Annotated in this window: 15 protein-coding genes; 4 read left to right on the plus strand and 11 right to left on the minus strand. The window is 45.3% G+C overall.

Annotation, left to right across the window (positions count from 1 at the left end):
- Positions 1–53: 53 nt before the first annotated feature.
- The 5 genes from AC55NX_RS14180 to AC55NX_RS14200 form a co-directional block, all read right to left on the minus strand.
- Positions 54–1,187, minus strand: a complete 1,134-nt coding sequence (locus AC55NX_RS14180) for an SO_0444 family Cu/Zn efflux transporter (RefSeq protein WP_496996336.1) — start codon at positions 1,185–1,187, stop codon at positions 54–56.
- Positions 1,165–1,614 (minus strand): Zn(2+)-responsive transcriptional regulator, encoded by a 450-nt coding sequence (gene zntR, locus AC55NX_RS14185; RefSeq protein ID WP_496996337.1) that lies wholly within the window; start codon positions 1,612–1,614, stop codon positions 1,165–1,167. Before zntR ends, AC55NX_RS14180 begins: the two co-directional genes overlap by 23 nt.
- 142 nt (positions 1,615–1,756) lie before the next feature.
- A complete protein-coding gene (locus AC55NX_RS14190; RefSeq protein WP_496996338.1) occupies positions 1,757–2,467 on the minus strand; it encodes a DUF2057 family protein in 711 nt (236 codons plus the stop codon).
- Between the two features lie 132 nt (positions 2,468–2,599).
- A complete protein-coding gene (locus AC55NX_RS14195; protein WP_496996339.1) occupies positions 2,600–3,640 on the minus strand; it encodes a porin in 1,041 nt (346 codons plus the stop codon).
- 660 nt (positions 3,641–4,300) lie between these two features.
- Positions 4,301–5,974, minus strand: a complete 1,674-nt coding sequence (locus tag AC55NX_RS14200; RefSeq protein WP_496996340.1) for a rhamnogalacturonan lyase B N-terminal domain-containing protein — start codon at positions 5,972–5,974, stop codon at positions 4,301–4,303.
- A 553-nt stretch (positions 5,975–6,527) separates the two neighbouring features.
- Between AC55NX_RS14200 and AC55NX_RS14205 the strand changes: the two genes are divergently transcribed.
- Positions 6,528–8,060: a pectate lyase family protein gene (locus AC55NX_RS14205; protein ID WP_496996341.1), complete on the plus strand. Its 1,533-nt coding sequence runs from the start codon at positions 6,528–6,530 to the stop codon at positions 8,058–8,060.
- Between the two features lie 120 nt (positions 8,061–8,180).
- On the opposite strand, the gene AC55NX_RS14210 is transcribed toward AC55NX_RS14205, so the two are convergent.
- Positions 8,181–11,306 carry a DUF748 domain-containing protein gene (locus AC55NX_RS14210; RefSeq protein WP_496996342.1) on the minus strand — a complete coding sequence of 1,042 codons (3,126 nt, stop codon included), beginning with the start codon at positions 11,304–11,306 and terminating at the stop codon, positions 8,181–8,183.
- Between the two features lie 306 nt (positions 11,307–11,612).
- On the opposite strand from AC55NX_RS14210, the gene glpT reads away from it, so the two are divergent.
- On the plus strand, positions 11,613–12,971 hold the full coding sequence (glpT, locus tag AC55NX_RS14215; protein WP_496996351.1) for a glycerol-3-phosphate transporter: 1,359 nt from the start codon (positions 11,613–11,615) through the stop codon (positions 12,969–12,971).
- Between the two features lie 105 nt (positions 12,972–13,076).
- Here glpT and AC55NX_RS14220 read toward each other — a convergent pair whose 3' ends face one another.
- The gene (locus AC55NX_RS14220) at positions 13,077–13,874 is read right to left on the minus strand and encodes an NPP1 family protein (protein ID WP_496996343.1); all 798 of its coding nucleotides are present in this window, start codon (positions 13,872–13,874) and stop codon (positions 13,077–13,079) included.
- A gap of 308 nt (positions 13,875–14,182) precedes the next feature.
- Between AC55NX_RS14220 and AC55NX_RS14225 the strand changes: the two genes are divergently transcribed.
- A complete protein-coding gene (locus AC55NX_RS14225; protein WP_496996344.1) occupies positions 14,183–14,986 on the plus strand; it encodes a DeoR/GlpR family transcriptional regulator in 804 nt (267 codons plus the stop codon).
- 174 nt (positions 14,987–15,160) lie between these two features.
- Positions 15,161–16,705, plus strand: coding sequence for a glycerol-3-phosphate dehydrogenase (gene glpD, locus AC55NX_RS14230; protein ID WP_496996345.1), 1,545 nt, complete (start codon positions 15,161–15,163; stop codon positions 16,703–16,705).
- Between the two features lie 53 nt (positions 16,706–16,758).
- Here glpD and AC55NX_RS14235 read toward each other — a convergent pair whose 3' ends face one another.
- The 4 genes from AC55NX_RS14235 to AC55NX_RS14250 form a co-directional block, all read right to left on the minus strand.
- Positions 16,759–18,375 carry a putative bifunctional diguanylate cyclase/phosphodiesterase gene (locus AC55NX_RS14235; RefSeq protein ID WP_496996346.1) on the minus strand — a complete coding sequence of 539 codons (1,617 nt, stop codon included), beginning with the start codon at positions 18,373–18,375 and terminating at the stop codon, positions 16,759–16,761.
- Between the two features lie 299 nt (positions 18,376–18,674).
- Positions 18,675–19,352: a response regulator gene (locus tag AC55NX_RS14240; protein WP_496996347.1), complete on the minus strand. Its 678-nt coding sequence runs from the start codon at positions 19,350–19,352 to the stop codon at positions 18,675–18,677.
- Positions 19,327–20,955: an ATP-binding protein gene (locus AC55NX_RS14245; protein ID WP_496996348.1), complete on the minus strand. Its 1,629-nt coding sequence runs from the start codon at positions 20,953–20,955 to the stop codon at positions 19,327–19,329. The genes AC55NX_RS14240 and AC55NX_RS14245 overlap by 26 nt, the downstream gene beginning before the upstream one ends.
- Positions 20,956–21,147: 192 nt before the next feature.
- Complete coding sequence (locus AC55NX_RS14250) at positions 21,148–22,467, minus strand: anaerobic C4-dicarboxylate transporter (RefSeq protein ID WP_496996349.1); 1,320 nt, start codon at positions 22,465–22,467, stop codon at positions 21,148–21,150.
- Between the last annotated feature and the right edge of the window lie 153 nt (positions 22,468–22,620).

Consider the following 22,620-nt stretch of genomic DNA (forward strand, 5'->3'; position numbering starts at 1 on the left):
CTGGATCTGCATTGTGTCGGCAGACCCAGTTTCAGAACGGATTCGTTAGCGTGCTAGTGGTGACTGTGGCTATGAGCCGGCGCTTTTTTGAATAGTCGTTGGTAGGTTCGCATCAGGAGATCGTTACCGACCAACAGCATCAAAAAGAGTGCTGATAGTCCACTTAGCCAAAACGGCATGAGACTGTCACTACTCCCTAATTCACTTTGAATATCAATATGCCAGAGATCGACTAACGCGTTGGTGAGATAGCCAAAGCCAATTGCCACACCAATCACACCAATTAAATAGCTTCCTAGTGCATGCCAGCCCATTTCACGACGCACAATACCTAACGTAGCAACGTTTGTCGCCGGACCGGCCAGCAAAAAGACCAGCACTGCACCGGGTGAAACTCCTGCCATTAACAGTCCGGCAGCTAACGGAGTAGAAGCGGATGCGCAGATGTACATGGGAACGCCAATCAAAGCCATGATCACCATCGCCCAGCCCCCCCGGCTGACTTCGGCCAATGCATCGTAAGGGACTAGTGCTACGACACCGGCAGATATGATAAGGCCCGCTAAAAGCCAGAGGGAGAGATCACCTAACAAGTCAGTAAACGCATACACCTGACCTTGCCAGATTCTGCGCCATATTGAGTTCGAATGTGCTTGACGGTCTGCGGTGTGTTTTGGTTGGCTGTGACAGCAACAGCCACCATCACTTCCTTGCATACCAGAAGACCTACAGGTGGCCGGTTGCGGTGCGGTGCGTGTTTCTGACCGGGAAGCAGATTTTTCTCCTGATAAAACCAACAGCGCGGCAACAATCGACGAACAGACGGCAGCGATCGGGCGGATAATGGTCATAAATGGACCAAGTAGCGCATAAGAGATAGCAATTGAGTCAACGCCGGTTTCCGGTGTGGAGATGAGAAACGCCGTCGTGGCTCCTTTGGACGCGCCGGCCCGACGAAGACCGACTGCAGCGGGAATCACCCCGCATGAACATAAGGGGAGGGGAATGCCTAAAATGGCGGCTTTCATCACCGGCCAAAACCCGTGTCCTTTTAAGTGATCACCCAACTTGTCACTTTTGATAAATGTATGCAGCAGTCCGGCGATCACCAAGCCCAACAGGAGCCAGAATGCAGCATCCAGCCACAGATCGACAAAAGCCTGACTAATGCGTGCTATGGTGTTCATGAGCGAGCTCCTCTGAGGATGATTCGGTGTCCGCTAATGCGGTCAGAATAGTGCAATGCTCTGCTGAATGAGAGCCACCGCAACAACGATTATTGAGTACCGTCAGGGCGTTGTACATATGTTGTAATTCGCTGATTTTCTGTTGGATTTCTTGCTGCTTTGCCTGAGTAATGGCTTTGACTTCTTCACACGTGTGCTCGCCCCGGGCAATTTCCAGTGCTAACAATTCGCCAATTTCTTTTAGGCTTAAACCAACACGCTGGGCGCGTTGAATAAATTTAAGTCGGTCAATACAGATGGGATCAAAACGTCGATATCCGTTGTCATCTCTGTTAGCTTGTAACAGACCTTGCCGCTCGTAATAGCGAATGGTTTCCGGAGAGACACCGGTTTCTTTTGCCAGCTCTCCCCGTTTGAGTGTCCTCATCTCCACGCTCTCTTCTTCGGATAACATGGTATGAGTTTAAACCCTGTAGCTGAGTACAGGGTCAAGTATTTTTTTACAATTTTATATTTTTAGCTCAGGTCATGTACTTTTTTAATCTTGCCATGACAGAGACTCAGCACGGTTATTCCTGATCGATAATCCATTTACGAAACGCTTTTCGTTCCTGTTCACTTGATTTTTGATACCAGCGTTTGAGCTGAGAAAGGTTGGGTGAGTCTGTTGGGGTAACCACCGGTGTTGATGCGGTCAGTACTTTCGTTGTTGAGATCGCATGTTGTTTGGCAGGAGTGGCAGGTTGTGGCGATGTTGCGGTTATATTCTGAGTATCGGATGTTGCGCTGATATGAATAGCGGCAATCCCTGAACCAGTATTGTAATGTTGCGCTTCTTGCACATAATCACGACCAACCTGAAGGCCATTTTTCTGTAAAGTATCTTCTGCAATGACAACATTATTACCCTGTGCATCAACGAGGGCCCATTGTAGATGGTCTATTTCTTGCCGGGCTTGCGTCAAGCTGCGATAAGACGGGAGTTTAAAATGAAGTTGAGTATCTGACGCTTTAAATTTAGCGATAATCACCTGACTATAGGCATGTCTGATATCTTTGCCGATTTCAAATGCGGGGGAGTATTTGAATACAATTTGATTGATACCATCGTCTAATTCTTCCTGATCTGAAGGGAATAAGCCGCTTACTTTTTCAGGCGGTTGTGCATTGATAGCAAGTACATCAACATTGGTTGGAATATTTAAGACAGTTTTAGCCGTAACAGTGTATGGAATCATCCCCAGTGAAAGTGTGAAGAGTAAAGGCAATGCGATTTTCATTTTTATTCCTTGAGTCAAACGGGTCACGAAAGACATAGATTGTAGGGATAAAGGGAAGTTGATACAAAAAGATGATGTCAATCAATCTGGTCACAGCCGAAGGCAGACGACTGTGACCAGCTATTTTATGGATTACCAGTAGATGCGAACACCGACACCCCAGTAGCTGTCATTACCGATTTTATCAGAGTCGTTAACCCCGGTTTCAGCATAGAGTTTGGTCCAACTTGCATAACTATACAACAGACCGGAATACACCCCGTTGAAGTCATTTCCTTCTTCCTGAAGGTCTTTGATGTATTCATAACCACCGTAGAGAGATAGTGTTTTAGTGAAGCTATAAGAACCGGCGAGGGCGACAGAATCCGAAGTGAGTTTGGTGTTCTTCACATTATCGTCTACTTCTGCATGCCAGTAGGTGGTGCCTAAGTTCCAGCCATCACCTTTATAATTCACGGTAAGCATACCATGCTTCAGCTCTTTGCTATTGACTGTGGTGATTTTGGATTCAACAGTATGCGTTGTACCGTCGCTGGTAATGGTAATATCTTTGGTATCTGTTGATGTGGTTTTATCTTCCTGATAACCGACACCACCGTATAATTCGATATTACCGAAAGTGGTTCCGGCAAAGATTTCGGCTGTAGTCGGGTCATCATTACCGTTTTTGTATGAATAAGCCGCTTTGAACCAACCCGCAGAGCCTTCCAGCGTATACTTGATCATCGCATTCTGAAGCCAGTTCATGTCATAACCATCCATCTCAGGAAGCATACTATAACCTAAACCAATCCAGTCGTTTTCAACGCCCCAGACATCATCACTCAGAATACTCTGTTTACCAACGGTCACTGTGCCCCATTCCTTGGATGCAAAACCGATGTAGTGTTTACGACTGGTGCCGCTGTTGCTTTGTCCGATACCAAATTCAACGGTTGCCAGCACGTCAAGATCATCGTTGATGGTGTAAATAGAATTGACCCCGGCCCGGGATGAACCTGAAGAGAGTGTGGTGTTTGCATCTTCACTTTTTCCTGCCCAATCCACCTGTTTCAATTCTTCGCGGAGTTGGCCATAAAAATCTACCGATGCGGAGTCTGTCTTGAGAATTTCAGCGGCATTAACCACATTTGCAACTGAAAGCACTGCGAGCGCTATGAGCGTTTTTTTCATAATAGTCCATTACCTTTTTATTTAAAATTAAGAGCCCTTTCCTAGCTCCCTGTATATCCACTTATTATGTGTATCTACGATTAGTGACACGAGTCAATAATTGAAGTCGTCAGATTGCAAAAGGTAAATATATGTGTCAAGTAGTATAACTTTTTGTCTATCCTTATTTTTTTGTTTTTAAAAAACAATATCTTATTTTTATATTGAACGTAAACTTGAGGGATTTTTACATATAAATGATGTTCTGATGACAGAATTAATTATGTTATTTAATTTTAAATATATTGGTATATATTTGTTATTTTATAGTTAACATAGTTATCTATATTGAATTTAACATTCAATATAGTCATATAATCTGTAACGGTTTTCTTCTGCTGAAAATGTATGTCAAATATTCATTTATGTGATCAAGATCAAGTTATAGAATGTGTAAAATTTAAACAAAATGTAAATAAACACGTCTGAGATGTTATCGACATGGCGTAAAGCTAAGGTTAATGAGGAGAGAAATGTGAGTTTAGATTTTGATTTAGACATCAAAAAGGGGACTGAGTTCAGGTGCCTAAGCGACTTGACATCAGTCCCCTGTGCAATGTAGGGGACCGTTATTAAGTGCTTAATGTTAATCTTGAGTGTTCACTGACTTCATTGGTTGTATTAATCAAGTAAATCAATACTATCGATACTATAACCCGCAGACAGATAACCACTCAGGCCTGAGCCACTGATAGCTGTAACGATCAGGCGATTCCAGTCACTTCCACTGGCCCAAGCGCTGGCGGGAATATCAAATGTATAGGTTGTGTTGTTTCCCCGATACGTCCCGACAGTTAAAGTACGAGTTTTAGGTTGAGACGGCGATGGCGGATTGGAAGATGTCCAGTTATTTACCGAAATTTTGGGACGACCTCCTGCATAGGCCACGGTAATCCCAATCCGGATCCGGTGGGCTTTCGCGCGTTGTGAGTCGTTGAGACGGAAATAAATGATATGGTCATTGTTGATATCCTTCCACATATAGGCAGGAAAAGCGCTGGCAGGTGTGTTACCGACAATAAAGTTAGATGGATCCCAATTTGCCATTCTGACATCTGAAGGGTGCATAATGGTTAATTTATCGCCATTGAGAAACTCTTGCGGGCTACCATCCCAATCACCGATACGCCAGATGGCTCTGTCATGACTTGGATCACCGGTGATTTGATAGGAGTTTAAAACTGTCGTCTGGCCGGAATGAACGGTTACCGTCTGCGTGTCGACGGCTAACTCATTTTTATAAGTGGTCATCGTGTAGGTGCCCGGTAACATATTGTCCCGGCTGAAGTAACCACTTGCCGGGTTTGCCGTTGCCCAATATTGCGCACGATTGTTGGCAAAACCAACGGTATATTCATAGTTGGTGTCTCGTCCGGTGATGCCAACGCCTGCAACCCGGCCTCTGTCTGATGCAGCAACATAGCCTTTCAATCCCATTTGCGAGAACCAAGAGAGGTTAATATCATCATCGGCAGGAGGCTGTTGGCCGCTATTGACAACTAGTGTGTAATGATTCAACACACCGGTACGGAATGCTTCTGTCTGGGCTTCGGCATAGTTGACGATATAAGTAATTTCTTGATCGGTTGCTGTGCCCTGATTCAGCAGGCTGCGATAGAACGGGCCTCCAGAGCCGCCTTCTTGATTATCTCTGACAATCCAGACACCAACGTTTGATCCTCGTGCGCCAATAGCATTCCAGTCTTTCAGCCGCATGTTAGAGTAATGTTTCGAACGAGTCTCCCCATTGGAGAGTGCGAAAATATCACTGGACTCAACAGTGGATACTGTTTGAGAAATATCTGAAGGCTCCGGTCCATAAGGGAGCTGGTTACGTTGTAGTCTTAAAATATAACGTACATGACCATGAATATTAGGTTCAGATGAAAAATAAGTTGCCATGTAGATATATGGATAACCATTTCTGGCCATATAATAATGGGTAAGATTACCAGCCTGAACCGTAATTTTTATATATTGGTTTTGATAATTTTGAGCATAAACCTGTACATTGGATGTATTGTTATATAACCAATCAAATCCAGAATTAATCTGAGATCCTCGACGCTGATTTTGATACTCGACACCATTAATTTTTAGTGAAGCAAGATCACCGGGTGATTGCGTACTGACACCATGATCAACTCTGCGTATGCTGAATACTACACCAGCATTGGTATCGACTGTATAAAAATCCTGAGAGGTTAATAACTGGAAGGCAGCCTGTGCACTGAAGCTGGAAATGCAGGTAGCTAATGCCCACATTATTATATATATCTTTTTGATTTTTTTCATATTATTTCCTAGTGACGTTGTTAGGTTGGTCAATAAACAGGTTGAACCTGTTCTGGGTGTTTTTATTCTACTTTCAGTTTATAGCGAATCTATAGAGATACTAATTCCCTGAATCATTATAGAAATTATCCGATTTATCAAATGACTACATTGATATTATTATTGATTGCCAATTACTAAAAAATATAGGATTAACAACGGGGTTTTTCGTAAGTTTAACAGAGAAAAAATGAGGTGGTGTGAACCTCTTCAACAAAAATAATTTCTAATAAATAAAGGTTATTTTTCAACCTAGATCAAAAAAGAAACAATGTTTCATTTTAAAAGTAATATTGTTTTGATATATATTGGTGCTTGTTTTGGCTGAATCATATCAAGAGAGATATTGATAGAGACATGCTTTTATAAAGCATGACATTCATCCAAAAAAGAAGGCTTTCAGAAATAAAAGTAATTGAAAAATAATTAATCTATCTGCGATAAGGCCTGTTTCTGCCGTGAATGACAGGCGAGAAAGATCATCAATATTTTAATGACATAGATAAGGAAGGACATGATGACCGATAAACAATTTAAACACACCATAATCGCTTCACTGATATCCTCGCTGGCATGGATCGCTTCACCTTCATTTGCCAATGGGTTTCACACCGAGAATGGTGGTACAACTGGTGGCGAAGGTGGACAAGTCGTTCGTGCAACAACCGGTACGCAAATTCATGAAGCGTTATGTAACCGAGCCTCAAACGATACACCGATTATTATTCAGGTTGAGGGGACCATCAATCATGGTAATACTTCAAAAGTTTCCGGTAATAGTTGTAATACCGCAGCAGATAAAATTGAACTGAAAGATATCAGTAATGTTACTCTGATTGGGGTCGGTCAAGGTGCGCTCTTCGATGAGTTGGGTATTCATATCCGCTCTTCATCCAACATCATCATCCGGAATGTACATGTCAGGAATGTGAAAAAATCCGGTTCTCCGACGTCGAATGGCGGTGATGCTATCGGTATGGAGAAAGATGTCTCAAACGTCTGGGTTGATCATGTCACATTAGAAGCGAGTGGTGGTGAAAGTGATGGCTATGACGCTTTGGTGGATATGAAAAATAATACGAAGTACGTCACAGTCTCTTATAGTATCCTGAAAAACTCGGGTCGGGGCGGGCTGGTGGGCTCGAGTGACAGTGATAACAACAACGGGCCAGTGACTTTCCACCATAACTATTATGAGAACATTAATTCACGGACACCATTGTTACGTCATGCCACGGCACATTCTTATAACAATTACTATGATGGCTTAATTTCTTCAGGGATGAATCCAAGAATCGGTGGCAAGATCAAAGCAGAAAATAATTATGTAAAAGATTCTAAAGATCCGCTCGGTACTTTCTATACCGATGATATGGGATTTTGGGATGTAAGTGGCAATATCTGGGATAACGTGAGTTGGTCCAATGATGGCAGCAAACTTCATCCGGCCGGCCCGAACCCGGTTTCAACCACATCGATTAACATCTCTTATCAGTATCAGCTTGATCAGGCAAGCTGTGTCCCTGCGATTGTAATGGCAACCGCGGGTGCCAATAAAGATCTGGCTGTATCCGACGGTAGCTGTCATGTCACTACACCGGGGAATGATAACGGCAATGATAACGATAACGGCAGTGGCAGTGATCAGGATAACGGTGGCGATAATGGAGGCTCACCTTCGGGTTCGAACCTCGCTTTAAATGCGGACGCTGACGGTAGTTCTAAAGGTAACGGAACCAGCTATGGTAACGTGACGGATGGGGATAGCAGTACCTACTGGTCGCCAAGAGACAGTACCGGTACGATCAGTGTTAAACGTCTCAATCAAACCATTAATGCGGTTCGAATCATTGAGTTGTCCGGTACTCAGGGGACGGTGACTTCTTGGTCTTTAGTGAATCATGATGATGGCGCTACACTGGCATCGGGGAGTACCATTCCTAGCATGATCTCTTTCTCGGATACCAATCTGGATAAAATCAGTTTTGTAATCCATTCAGCCAACGGCACTCCTGCTATTGCTGAGTTTGAAGTTTACAAAAATTAATTGACCCGGTAGGGAACATCAAATGTCGAAGGGGCGGCCGGTAACGGCCACCCCTTTGTGTTATCCACCCGTGAGTTATCAACCCGGTTGTGTCTGAAGATTGTCAGGTTCACTGAACGTTTAATCGGCACTTAAAATCAGTTTCACCTGCGGCTCACTGTCATTCAACTCAGTTTTACTGTCCAGCAGAAAAATACGTCCCGGAGGCAGCCCGGCATCATTGACCAGAAACGCCTTCACCGCATTACCCCGGCTTTGAGCCATATAACCCAGTTCATCATGACTCACGGCTTGAGCATTCAACAGCTGATTGTACATCGCAATATGGAGTCGGGTCGTCACCGCTGCCGGATCGGGTTCGACATCCGGATTTTCACGTTGCAACTGTTGGATAATTTTCTGCCGTTCGGCATCCGGTTGCTTTTGCAGCTCGGTACTAAACAGTTTGTTTAACGCCTCAACCAAAGGGCCACTTTCAGGAAAGCGACTGGCGCTGAGATCAGTCGGCAAGGGGTCAACACCACTCTGTCTCCGGAGCTGTTGTTGCAGCTTCATTGCTTTGATTGCCTGACTATCCTGCGTGAGTGATACATGACCTTTGGCACTGACGCTGAGTTTTGGCCGGTCTGTCAATGCGCCCGCCAGCGTTTTCAACCGCTCCTGCTCTGCTGTACTTAATGTTGCCCGACCGGGCTCAAACTGAACAATATTGAGTTCATCATCACTACCGACTAAACCTGCCAGTAGAGTAAATGGTGACGTGACTGCTTTGGTGAGCATATTGGTCAGTGCGGTCATAATGATACTGCCAAAACTGAAGCTGGGGTTATCGAGATCACCAGAGATATCCAGTCCCAGGTCAATCACGCCGTGGCGATCCTGTAATAGTGCAATGGCGAGTTTCAATGGCAAATTGAGGGCTTGCTCAGAGTTGCTTGATTTTCCCAGTTGCAGTTGGTCGATCACGATGTGATTTTTACCGATGAGCTGGTGCTGCTCTAACTGATATTGCAATCCTAATGACAGTTGTCCTTTATCAATATAATAACCAGCGTAAGTACCAGAGTATGGATTAACCGATGTTAGCTCAACACGATTAAAATTCACCGCTAAATCCAGATAGGGAGGCTCAGAGAGTGGGTTGATTTCTCCGTGAATGGAGACTGGGGCATATTGATCAATCTTACCGGTTAACTGAACCTGAGCGTTTTGCGCGGGATTGGATGATAGCTGGCTGATTTCACCATCCAGAGATTCAATCCCAGTCGCGAAATTTGGGGTCAGAGATTGATCGGCAAAAAAAGCCGAACCATGGTTGATTTTGATCGCACCGATTTCAAGCTGAAAGGACGGCTGTGATTCTGATTTCGGCTGGGATTGAGTGTCTGGTTTGACCGACGCGGAGGGGGCTTCGGAAGCCTTTCCGGGATGAGACTCAATGACAAGGTGATCAATATTGGTATTTCTATTTTGGTCGATCAATATTTTGGCATACGGTTTATCTAATGTGATTTGGTGAATCATGAGTTGACGTGCAATTTGATCAAAGGCAATAGCATCGATTGACATGCTCTCCCATTTCAGCAGCGGCTGACGATTGCGGGTGTCTTTGATCATCAGCTGATTTAAAGCCGCAGTCCCCTGATAGCGCACATCATATGTGGCTGGATTGATCTGAAAATGCCCCTGTGTCGAAAAGACCCCATTGCTGAGCTGTAAGTTCAGATAGGGTTGTAAATAAGGCTGAAACTGGCTGAGTTCCAGCCGTTGCAGATTAATCTCACCGCTGGTACTGAGTTGTTGCGGATCAACAACACCTTGTGCAGTGAAATGTCCCTGAGCGCTTTCAGGGGGCTGATGCAGGTCGGATGCGATATCGAATGCAAGTTGGTAATTGATCGGTTTACTGAGATTACTGTCAATCTCGCCTGTCGAGAGAGACATATTGTGAACACGCCAATAAACCCCAGTGGTCTGTTGTTGTTCCATGAGGTTCAAATCACTCCCTGTCATCCGGAGCTGATGAAGGCGAACAAGCCATGAAGAGGAGGTCGCCGGTTGATTATCAGGCGGTGTAGCCTGAGATGGTGTGACATCAGTGTTCTGAACGGGGGTAAACAGATGTTGTAAATCGAGCCCTTGGGCGTTTAGTCGTCCGTCTGCCCATAAACCGGACAATTGTAATTGTGCGATGTCGAGAGTCTGTCCGGAGCTCTCTAACGCAATATCACTGAGGGTCAACTGTGACAGTTTAACCCGTGGCTTTTGGTCGGACTGAAAAACCAGTTGCTGTAATGTCAGCTCACCTTGTCGGGTGGTATAGACGATATGGTTGTGTATCTCTTGCAAATCATAGTGCGTGTGAAAATCGATGACACCATCCGTTAATCGGGCGGGAATCATGTCAGCAACAAAAGGCCAGAATGGTGCCAGCGTGACGGACTGAAGCGACAGCTCACCACTGATTTTAAGGGGCAGCAGTTGCAACTGACCGCTGAGTTGCATCTGACTTTGGTCCGCTCCGGTAATTTGTACCTGATATCGGTTCGGGGAGAGCGTTGAAGCTGATGATTTGTCTGACGCAGATGATTGGCTTGGCTCTGACGGAAGTTGCGCCATCGTTGCTTGTGTATCGAACTGTTGTAAACGGATATCCAGTCCGTGATAGGAGAGCAGGGCACCGCTGACCTGATCAGAGAACTGCACACGCCCCTGAGAAAGATGAATGTCTTCGCTGCGAAAGGCGGTGATAGTTGGTGTCACATCTGTTGCTGACTGTTGCTGCGGTGTAGCTGTTTGCCGGGAATCAAGGCGCTCGACAATATCACTGATATTGAAACGGAGCTGCCCCGAGTCGGTCTTGAACCGCACAAGATTGAGAGATGGTTGAGTTATCCATAGATGATCGATGGTTGGCGTCAGATGAAACAGACTACGCCAGAAACTGAACATCAGTTCTAAATGGCCGATTGTTGCGAGCTTCCCTTGTTGATCCCGGGTCATGATCTGAAAATCTTCGATTTGGGCTCGCAGTAAAAACGGATTGATACTGATTTGCGCGATCTGAACTTCTCTCCCCAGACGTTCACTCAGTACTTTCGGTATTTGAGACTGGAGGATGAGAGGTGTGATCACACCGAGCAGCAGCGCATAACCTGCATAACTGAGTAACAAATAGGTTGAGACGCGGAGCGTACGGGGAAGCTGGCGGAAACGACACCAGAGTTTGGCAAAAGCATGAGTCATAGCAAGAGGCCGATACGGATGATAGACATGTCTTTATTTTAGCTAAATTTTTTTAGAATGATCGATTCGATTGCACTTCGTGAGTGACAAAAGTGCTGTGAACTTGCGCAGAATGTGCGGGTACCGACATGAATGACTTGTTTTCATATGCAAATTAACGAGTGTGCTGTGGCTGTCACAAAAATGTAATATTGCGCGTATGAAAATACAACTAGCTCGAACGAACATTTTGTTTGTGCTGTATTTTCCTGTTCTGATGAAACGATGCATCAGGACATTGATATTACCACCATCGCTGAGGTCATCATGTTTGGAATTTTCAAACCACAGGCTCATATTGAGCCACTTCCCCGTGAGCAGATCGACGGGGTTTACACGCGATTACGCTGGCAACTTTTTATCGGTATTTTCGTGGGTTACGCCGGTTACTATTTGGTTCGGAAAAATTTTAGTCTGGCAATGCCATTTCTGATTGAACAGGGATTCAGTCGTGGCGATTTGGGGGTTGCGCTTGCTGCGGTTTCGATTGCCTATGGTCTATCTAAGTTTCTGATGGGGAGTGTTTCTGATCGCTCAAACCCTCGCTATTTCCTCAGTGCTGGTTTAGTACTTTCTGCCTGTGTCATGCTGTGCTTCGGTTTTATGCCGTGGGCAACCGGTAGTATTACCGCAATGTTCATTTTGCTGTTTTTGAATGGCTGGTTTCAGGGAATGGGGTGGCCGGCTTGTGGCAGGACGATGGTACACTGGTGGTCACGCAAAGAGCGTGGTGAACTCGTTTCGGTATGGAATGTGGCACATAATGTCGGAGGCGGCTTGATTGGGCCGATCTTTCTGCTGGGGCTATGGCTATTTCATGACGACTGGCGTACGGCATTTTATGTCCCGGCATTTTTCGCAATCCTCGTGGCGATTCTGATTTGGGTCACACTGAGAGACACACCACAATCATGTGGTTTACCACCGATTGAAGCGTATAAAAATGACTATCCCGAGGATTATGATCAATCGCATGAGCAAGAAATGAGTGCGAAAGAGATTTTCTTCAAATATGTTTTGTCTAACAAACTGTTATGGTCAATTGCGGTTGCGAATGCTTTTGTCTATTTGATTCGTTACGGCGTACTGGACTGGGCTCCCGTCTATCTGAAAGAAGCAAAAGATTTTTCGGTTGATAAATCATCGTGGGCTTACTTTTTGTATGAGTGGGCCGGTATTCCGGGAACCTTATTGTGCGGATGGGTTTCCGATAAAGTTTTTCAGGGACGTCGCGCCCCCGCCGGTATTTTGTTTATGGTACTGGTGTTACTTGCGGTACTGGTGTATTGGTTGAATCCTGCGGGTTATCCGAGTGTCGATATGCTGGCACTGATTACCATCGGTTTTCTTATTTATGGACCCGTCATGTTGATTGGCCTGTATGCGTTGGAGCTGGCACCCAAGAAAGCTGCGGGAACCGCAGCCGGACTCACCGGTTTGTTCGGTTATCTGGGCGGGGCTGTCGCTGCAAATGCCATTTTGGGATATACCGTTGATCACTTTGGCTGGAATGGCGGATTTATCATTCTGGTTGGTGCATGTATCGCTGCGATTGTCTGTCTGATTTACGCATTGATTGGCGAAAGAAGAGTGCACCGGGACAAGCAAGAGCAAGCATTGGCCTAGTCTGTCGGTTGGCCGAGGTTGACTGAACGGATGCAACCCAGCGTGATTGTTCGCCGTATTGCATCCGTTTTTCACGTCAGTTGATTCGGTGTCATCGGCATTCATTTAACGTGAATTGACCACGTCTGAAGCGGAAAACTGCGGATAACTATCGGGTTTGCCTTGATTCAAGTTACTCAGGAAACTCCCGTCCTTGATAGGCACATTGGCTGAGCCGTAGTCATAACGATTGAGTTGGTTTCTTAAGGTGTCGTTGGTGACTTGGTCACCATACATGGTATACCAACTGACAATATCAGGGGTGACGAAGTAGCCATATGGGTTTTCAGCGACTTCTTCAATCTTGCTGAACCGGAACGCATGAGTCAGGAGGCCATCTTTGTGATAAACGAATTTGATGTGCTTGCCATTGGTATCTAACTCAGAGACTGCTCGTGTGGTCAGGTTACCGTGGGCACTGTAACTCCCATGCGTCACGTTGCCATTTTTAGTCCAGATCACCACATTTTCCCAATCATGACGATGACCACTTTGGATACCGTTGAGAATTTGGTCTTTGAGAAAATATAAAGCGTAAAAATGAGCACAATACTGATCTGAGCCATTGATTTTGCAGGCATAGCGATGATAAGTATTGGATAAATCGAGAAAATTGGCGTTCCGACAACCAGCAGTTAAGCCACCGGATGGTTTCAACCCGCTATTTTGCTGACCGATGCGGCTGATGCCGGCACTCGGCAGGCAACCATCTGTATCGAAGTCAAACACCGGTGCAATTGAGTAGGCATCGATAGCAGCCGGCAAGGCTTGATCCAGTTTAGCAAAGTCTTGTGCATCAGCAGTGTTGTAAAAAAACAGTGAGATGGAGAGAGCCAAACCATAGTGACGTTTGTATTTCGTCATGTCATGTTCCTTCATTGATTGGGTAATAATTATACTCAACTCGATGCTTATTGTCGTCAAGTGGTTTTCAATTGAGCCAACAAAGTCTGAACTTGCTGGATGATAAGAAAGCTAATCAGGGACTCTTTTCGGTGATGGACGGTACTTTTTGTATATAAGAGACTTCTTTCTCTCCCAGATTTACCGCACAATAGTTTGAGTGAATTTTTTCGAATAAATAGATGAAGCCATCCCCAAGAGCAGTTTTCGCGTGTTGCGATGCGTTTCTGCATCAGTGAGTGATGGATTAATGAGACATGGAGCCGGATGTGAAGCAAATTCCGAGACATCAGAAAATAATAGAACTGGTCAAAAAACATGGTTACATCAGTACCGATGAACTGGTGGCACGCTTTCACGTTAGCCCACAAACGATTCGTCGTGATTTGAATGAGTTGGCTGATGAAAATAAAATTCGTCGTTATCACGGTGGCGCAACGGTGCCAATCAGCTCGGAGAATGATTCTTATACAACCCGTAAATCACATAACTATTCTGAAAAAGATCACATTGCCGAAGCATTGGTGAAGCACATTCCGAATCACGCGACGTTGTTTATTGATATCGGGACAACTCCGGAAGCGGTTGCCCGCGCACTGAGTCGAAGTCATCAACAGCTGCGCATTGTGACGAATAATCTAAATGTGGCAAGCATTCTGCTCTCAAAGCCGGACTTTAATGTCATTCTGGCTGGTGGTGAAGTACGTAACCGCGATGGCGGGATTATCGGGGAAGCAACGTTAGACTTCATTCAACAGTTCCGGCTTGATTTCGGTATTCTCGGGATCAGTGGGATTGATTTTGATGGGTCTTTGCTGGACTTTGATTATCATGAAGTCCGTGTTAAACAGGCGATTATTGAAAACAGCCGGAGTGTTTTTCTCGCGGTCGATCACTCTAAATTTGGTCGCAATGCGATGGTTAAACTCGGTAATATCTCCCAAATTAATACGCTGTTTACCGATAAACAGCCCCCGCAGGAAATCCAGTCAATACTGGAAGCGAACCAAGTATCTTTAGAAGTTGCAATATCCCCCGAGCAAACCGTTTCAGAGCTGCCTTCATCGGCTTAATCCGGTCTTAATTACCAATACTGATGACCTCATTAAAAACCTTCCTTTAAGAAGGTTTTTTTATATTTATCGATAAAACGAACATAATCGAAAATAAATGATGCATTTAAATGGCAGTTAAGTTACGCTCAATAATGTTTGTAAATGTTCGTTTGCTCATTTTGAGGTTACTTTATGGATGTGATAACACCCAATCAAGAAAATCGTCTGCTGGACTTAATTATTGTCGGTGGCGGCATTAATGGTGCCGGAATCGCTGCTGATGCTGCCGGGCGGGGCTTGTCCGTCGGACTTTATGAAGCGCAAGACTTTGCCTCTGCAACCTCCTCATCCAGTTCTAAGCTGATTCACGGAGGATTGCGCTATTTGGAACATTATGAATTTCGTTTAGTTGCAGAAGCACTTGCCGAACGGGAAGTTTTACTCAGAAAAGCACCTCATGTGGCGCGTCCGATGCGTTTTCGATTGCCACACCGACCTTATCTCCGGCCTGCGTGGATGATTCGCTGCGGACTGTTTTTATATGATCATCTCGGCAAGCGAACTACGTTACCGGCCAGTCACAAAGTCAATCTGGCTGAAAGCGGGTTACTCAAACCTGAAATGAAAACCGGGTTTGAGTATTCGGATTGTTGGGTCGATGATGCACGTTTAGTCATTCTGAATATTCTGGCCGCTCAGGAAAATGGTGCAGAAGTAAGTAATTACTGTCGGGTTGAACGAGCCGTTCGTGAGAATGATATCTGGCGTGTTACGATTTATGATCAGCAGTCAGATACACGCTTCGAACGTTATGCTAAAGCACTGGTCAATGCTGCCGGGCCTTGGGTGAAACAGTTTTTTGATGATGGTTTATCGACGGCGTCACCACGTAACATTCGTTTGGTGAAAGGGTCACATATTGTCGTCCCCCGGATCCATCATGAAGAACAGGCATATATCTTACAGAATAAAGATAACCGAATTGTATTTGTCATTCCGTACATGGACGATTTCTCCATCATTGGAACCACAGATGTCGAATATCATGGTGATCCCCGTCAGGTTGAAATCGACGATGAAGAGCAGGACTACTTAATCGATATTGTCAATCAGCACTTTGTGCGACAGCTTTCTCGTGAGGATGTGATTTGGTCATACAGTGGGGTACGCCCATTATGTGATGATGAGTCAAGTTCACCGCAGGCTGTTACCAGAGATTATACCATTGAGCTGGAACAGACAGGCGATCAGGCACCGCTGTTGTCGGTGTTTGGCGGTAAGTTAACGACTTATCGTAAGTTAGGTGAAGCGGCGATGCACAAGCTTGAACCGTATTTTGAGCAGATGGGTAAACCGTGGACAGCCAATGTACCCCTTCCGGGCGGTTACTTTAGTTGTACCCGGGAACAACTGGGTGAATCACTGCGAGCCAGTTATCCATGGCTGAGCCAGAAACTGGCATTTCGCTACGCGATTCAGTTTGGTACCTATACGCGAAAAATGTTGTCTGGTGTCAACAGCTTAGAAGAGATGGGGCGCTGTTTTGCCGAAGGCGTCTATCAGCGGGAAATCGACTATATGATTGCCTGTGAATTTGTCAGAACCAGTGATGACTTTTTATGGCGCAGAACCAAACTGGGTTTATATCTCAATCAGGAACAGCAGCAGGCAATCACAGAATACATCGCAACCCGATGTACTGACACATCAGTAGCCGACTTGTTTAAAGTCGGGTAAGTGGCTGTTGGGTAAAGCGTTATATTGCAAGTAATGGTGATGCTGCAAACGCGTCACCGCTGAAGTGGTTCCGGAAGCATCGGTTCAAGATGGTTCCGGAATTGCTCATTGTAGAGTAAGTGGTGTAACGGTTCCGGGGGGAAACGAAGAAAACCCTGCGTATAGTGGCAGCCGATTTTCCCTAATGCCTGTTCGACACTGTAAACTTCCACACCTTCGGCAACGACACTCAGGTTCAAATCTTGTGCTAACCGGATCAACGCATAGATAATGGTGCGGTTGGATTCTTTCTGGTGGTATTCCGTGACGAAAGAGCGATCAATCTTAATCTGAGTGACGGGTAATTCACGCAAAATTACCAGAGAAGAGTAACCGATGCCGAAATCATCAATACTGAATCGAAAACCCAGTGCATGTATTTTATGAATCACACACTTCGCCTTTTCAATATCTTCAAACACCGCACTTTCGGTAACTTCAAATACCAAATCATCAGCTTGTACTTGTCCCGCGTGAAGCAGGTTACGCAGTTGATCGACCACTTCATCATCCTGAAAGTCCTTGGCGGAAAGATTGATATGGAGACTGCCATGGAAACCGTGCGCTCTTAAGACACTTAAGTCCTGAGTGGCTCGATGAATTACCCATTGGGTTAATACAGAAATCAGCGCACTTTTTTCAGCAATGGGAATAAAGTCCCCCGGTTCGATAAAACTACCATCTTCCTGAGGCCAGCGCAGTAAGGCTTCGAGGCCCGCAATTCCTTGTATCTGACCGCGAATAATCGGTTGGTAGTGTAGTTCAAAGACATCATTTTTGAGTGCTTCAGATAATTTGATGGAAAGTTTGAGCTTTTTATAAGAGTCGGAACCCAGCTGGTCATGATAAAACGTATAGGGCTTATGTTTTTTCTTCGAGTCGTACATGGCTAAATCTGCCTGTTTCAGCAGATTGGAAACCTCATGCCCATTATGTGGATATTTGGTGATCCCGACACTGGCCGATGTCTTCATCGAGTAAGTCATCACTTTCACTGGTGCATGGAGAGCACCATGAATTGAGTCAACCACATTGAGAATCGTGTCATCGTCATTGCCGGGCAAGATAAGCGCAAACTCATCGCCCCCCATGCGGTATAACCGACCATATTGACTGGTGTTTTCTTGTAACAGATTGGCAACTGAAATCAGAAACTTATCACCGAAGTAGTGACCCAAACCATCATTGATCTGTTTGAAATTATTCAGGTCAATCAACAATAAGCTAAACAACTGTTTTGATTGAACGAACGTTTGAAGCGAACAGTGTAAATATTTGCGGTTTGCCAGTGAAGTCAGGCTGTCGTGCAAAGAATTGTACTGTTCATCCTGAGCCGAACGATTAATCTGATAGAGTATGTTTCGGGACAGTGAGACGACCAGCGCAATAAAAAGACTGGCACTGAGAAGAATAAGTGAAATTGTCGACAGGTATGCATTCATCTGGCTATAAACCAAGACGATCAGCACGGAAAGATAGCCAAGAATAAAGATAAAGAGCAACGTGATAAGTATTTTCCAGCGAGACGTTTGTTCTTCAGTGCGACCTATCTGATAGGTGGGTTTCATACTGTAAATCAGTAGAAAAATGCCGACAGCGACATTCGCGAAGGCGATATATTTCATGACCATACATAGACCCCAGCGATGTAGCGTCCAACAGCCCCGATGGGCATACCACGTAATTTGACGAAATGTTACACAGTTTTTCTTTTTATGACAATCTCTTAGCGGCACATCTTTTGTGTGTTCAGACAAATATCTGATGTTGCATACTCAATCGTGTGAGCATGTTTGTCCTGCTTAAAAAGTTATCTGGCACGCATCAAAACAGTCGATCGTATCAAGCGTAGAACATTTTTGGCGTAAATGTCAGACATTATCAGTGAATCAATACTGCATGTTCGGGAGGGGGACGCGCCGGAACATACCTACTTTATCATCTGATAGAGACGTCTTGGCCGGCCACCGGTATTGTAGTTGAGCACCAGGCGTAACACGCCTTCAGATTCAAGATATTCCAAATAGCGTCTGGCGGTGATACGACTGAAATTCATCCGTTCGCTGATATCATCTGCGGAAAAATCGTGTAACTGCTCCTGATAAAGCAACGCTTTCAATGATTCCAGTGTCGTTGCATCGATCCCTTTCGGGGTCTGACGAATCGGCTGGATAGGGGACTTACGGAGTAACTGATCAATATCGTCCTGATCAACGGTTGAAGTGCTGATGAGCTTTTGTTTATATTGCAGATAATCATCCAGTGCCTGATGAATACGCGACATGCGGATCGGTTTGACCAGATAGTCGATGACCCCGAGTTGGACCGCTTTTTCAACGGTGGTGGTTTCACGCTCAGCAGTCGTCATAATGAAGTGACAGTCGGCCGCTTGTTGACGCAACTGCTGAATCAACGCCAAACCGTTACCATCGGGAAGCGTAATATCAACAAACACCAGTTGTGGTTGAAATGCATTGAACTGGATTTGTGCGTCCGCACAGCTTTCACTGACAGCTACGACCTGAAACTGAGGATGTTGGTTGATCGTTGATTCCAAGGTATAGCTGGCTCGAATATCGTCCTCAAGCAACATTACTCGGGTCTTCATCGTCATGCGCCTCTTCCGGTTTTTCTAAATAGATACTGAACAAGGTGGTGTGTTGTTCAGTGCGTTCCCAGTCAATACTGCCGTGAAAGTAATCGACCAGCTGTTTGACAAGGTACAGGCCAACGCCATTCTGTTCATCTTCCTGCTTTGAGCTGACACCAAACTCAAGAATATGCTCAGCGATTTCAGCAGGGACACCGATGCCGTTATCTTGTATTTCCAGCATGATATGTCTACCGCGATCACTGAGGTAAACGATGACTTCAGGCTGTACCACCTCTCGGTTTTGCCAGGCGGCCAGTAGCGCATTATCTACCAGATTACCAATAATCGTCACTAGTTTTTCAGACGTCTGTTTGGCATAACTTGCCAGAGTCGTATCAACGTCGATGGTAAATTTAACCCCCATTTCTGAAGCTTTGTTAAATTTAGCCAGTAACAGACCGGCCACGGCACTGTCTGACACACTCAACACAATATGATTGATAACCGCCTGATAGCGATCCGTTTCTTGCTGAATAAAATCAATTGACTCTTCATATTTGCCAATTTGCAGCATCCCCGACAGTACGTTTAGTTTATTCGAATACTCATGGGTTTTACTACGCAGCAGTTCAGCATAATTTTTCAGGTAGATAATTTCTTTTTCCAGCTCATTAGGAGTCAGGTCGGTGAAGAATACAATCACATGACCAATTAAACCTTTGGCGGTTTTTATCGGATAAAGGTTAGCCCGGTATTTGATTTTTCCAATACTGAATGCTTCCTGATGGAAGCGTCCCTGATTTTCCAGTACCAAATGACTTAAAGGGATCGAATAATGAGACAGTGGATGACGCTGGTAATCATAGCGGCTTAACACTCCCATTGAGAGGAGTTTCATTGCGCTATTATTGATCATGGTGATGTTCATATCATGATCAACTGCAATAATAGCATCTCGGATACTGTCAAAGACCATACCGTGTTCCCGAAATTTATTGACGATAAATTCCGGTTCGTAATCCAGAAATGTCTTTTTCATCTTCAGTAAAAAAGCAGCGGTTGTCGCGATACCAAACAGATAGATGAGTGCGATCAATAAGCCGATATGAACATGTTGGCGAAAAATGATGTCGGAAATTCTTTCAGACAAGTAGCCGATACACACCGCGCCAACTTGTTTACCGTGATCATAAATGGGCACGAAATTGCGAATTGCTTTCCCAAGAGAGCCTTTCGCTTCGGTACTGTAGGACTGGCCGGTTTGCAAGACCCGATTGATATCTTCACCGATGAAATGTTTTCCGACCCGATTTTGGTCCGGATGACTGAGACGGATGGCCTGCTGATCAACCACCACAATGTAAGAGGCGTCGGTTCGAGAGCGAATCGACTCAATATAATCACGGATGCTTCCCGTTGACGGATGCGCCGCTTGCGCGCGCAGGGCTTGAATGACCTTGGGGTCATGGGCAATGACCCGGGCAAGCTCCAGACCACGGGCTTCGAGACCTGACTGATAAGAATTCTGTAGCAGAAACAATATCGCGATCGTCATGACGATCACGACTGAAGAGGTGGTCGCAATCGTCGTTAAAGTCAGGTAACTCTTTAATTTCATAAACTTAACTTCATAAATTTAGCATCAGGAATCGTTTGTCAATCGGCTTGAACTGTTCAGGTCGCAAGTCGGTGGCATTGTATCATGGGTCGGTGTTCAGCGAGACAAGTGCGAAAAGAAGTCGGTGGGAAGTGAGAGCCCGCTCCCGTACAGCACAAGCTGCACAGGCGCGGGAAAGAACGAAGAACCTAATCAGTGAATGGTGGTTGAGAGGAAATAACCAACCACGGTTGACGTCAAGACACAGATGAATCCCGGTAGGATAAAGCTATGGTTGAGTACATATTTCCCGATACGAGTGGTGCCGGTGCGGTCAAATGTAATCGCCGCGAGATCACTTGGATAGAATGGGAAGAAGAAATAAGCGTAACAAGCCGGCAATACACCAATCAAAACTTTTGGTGGAATACCCAGAGAGAAGCCGAGCGGAAGCATAATGGTAAGAACCGCGGCCTGACTTTTCAGAAAGATCGATACCGAGAACATTGCAATGGCGAAAGCCCATGGATGCGAATGCACAATATCGCTAACCATATCAATCAGATAGGTTTTATGGTAGCCGATGATGGTTTCACTCATCCAGGCAATCCCAAAGATGATAACGACTGCCGTCATCCCTGCGATAAAAACATTACTGTGTACGATTTTCTTCGGCGATACATTGGTGCTGACCAGAATAATAGCTCCGACAGCCAGCATTAAAAACTGAATGCCGACGGACATTTTTACACCCGGAGGCAGCAGGTTGAGGTCTTTACCGAATAGGGCAACAAACACGACTGTTGCAATCCCCAGCATGAAAATGAACAAGCCTTTTTTCGCACTCTTATCGATTTCGTTTCCTTGTTCCAAAGCACTGCTATCTTCCAGTTCTTGTACAAATTCAGGATCTTGGCAACGCGCTTGAAACTCAGGGTCTTTATCCAAATCTTTACCGCGCTTCAGACTCCACGTACAGGCAACCAGTAAACCTGTCAGTGTGGCCGGAATCGTGACAATCAGAACGTCGATCAGACCGATATCCAGGTGATTATCAACTGCGGTTGCCATGACCACGGCAGCGGCTGCAGCGATCGGGCTGGCAGTGATACCGACTTGTGATGCGACAGAAGCAATTGCCATCGGGCGTTCCGGACGAATTCCTTTTTTATAAGCAACATCGTAAATGACCGGTAGAAGCGGATAAACAGAGTGGCCGGTCCCGACCAGAACCGTGAGGGTATAAGTACAGAGTGGTCCCAGAAAAACAATCTGACCGGGATGTTTACGCATTAATTTTTCAGCGTATTTGACCAGTAGCTTCAAACCACCGGTTGCTTCCAGCGTGGCCGATGCGGCAACCACGGAAAGAATAATCAGCATGACACTGACAGGGGGATGCCCCGGTGTCACTTTGAACACAAAGGCCAGAATGGTGACACCGAGTCCACCTAACAGGCCGAAAGCGATGCCACCATGCCGAATACCGACAAAGATGATGGCAAGCAGCAGCAACATATGAATATAGAACATGTCATTATCTCTTTTATTGCGTGACCTTGGCGACCACAGCGTGTGATCGCAAAGTCACAAGAGGGGGACTACCCCAGCATAAATATAAAAATAGCAGTAATGGCTGATACGGCAAATGCGATGGCGTAGCACAGAATTTTACCCACCATACCG

The organism is Vibrio rubrogenes (genome assembly GCF_059641415.1).

Coding starts and splice junctions, on each gene's coding strand:
- AC55NX_RS14180 (WP_496996336.1), bottom strand. CDS start 1,187: ATGAACACCATAGCACGCATTAGTCAGGCTTTTGTCGATCTGTGGCTG.
- zntR (WP_496996337.1), bottom strand. CDS start 1,614: ATGAGGACACTCAAACGGGGAGAGCTGGCAAAAGAAACCGGTGTCTCT.
- AC55NX_RS14190 (WP_496996338.1), bottom strand. CDS start 2,467: ATGAAAATCGCATTGCCTTTACTCTTCACACTTTCACTGGGGATGATT.
- AC55NX_RS14195 (WP_496996339.1), bottom strand. CDS start 3,640: ATGAAAAAAACGCTCATAGCGCTCGCAGTGCTTTCAGTTGCAAATGTG.
- AC55NX_RS14200 (WP_496996340.1), bottom strand. CDS start 5,974: ATGAAAAAAATCAAAAAGATATATATAATAATGTGGGCATTAGCTACC.
- AC55NX_RS14205 (WP_496996341.1), top strand. CDS start 6,528: ATGATGACCGATAAACAATTTAAACACACCATAATCGCTTCACTGATA.
- AC55NX_RS14210 (WP_496996342.1), bottom strand. CDS start 11,306: ATGACTCATGCTTTTGCCAAACTCTGGTGTCGTTTCCGCCAGCTTCCC.
- glpT (WP_496996351.1), top strand. CDS start 11,613: ATGTTTGGAATTTTCAAACCACAGGCTCATATTGAGCCACTTCCCCGT.
- AC55NX_RS14220 (WP_496996343.1), bottom strand. CDS start 13,874: ATGACGAAATACAAACGTCACTATGGTTTGGCTCTCTCCATCTCACTG.
- glpD (WP_496996345.1), top strand. CDS start 15,161: ATGGATGTGATAACACCCAATCAAGAAAATCGTCTGCTGGACTTAATT.
- AC55NX_RS14235 (WP_496996346.1), bottom strand. CDS start 18,375: ATGGTCATGAAATATATCGCCTTCGCGAATGTCGCTGTCGGCATTTTT.
- AC55NX_RS14240 (WP_496996347.1), bottom strand. CDS start 19,352: ATGAAGACCCGAGTAATGTTGCTTGAGGACGATATTCGAGCCAGCTAT.
- AC55NX_RS14245 (WP_496996348.1), bottom strand. CDS start 20,955: ATGAAATTAAAGAGTTACCTGACTTTAACGACGATTGCGACCACCTCT.
- AC55NX_RS14250 (WP_496996349.1), bottom strand. CDS start 22,467: ATGTTCTATATTCATATGTTGCTGCTGCTTGCCATCATCTTTGTCGGT.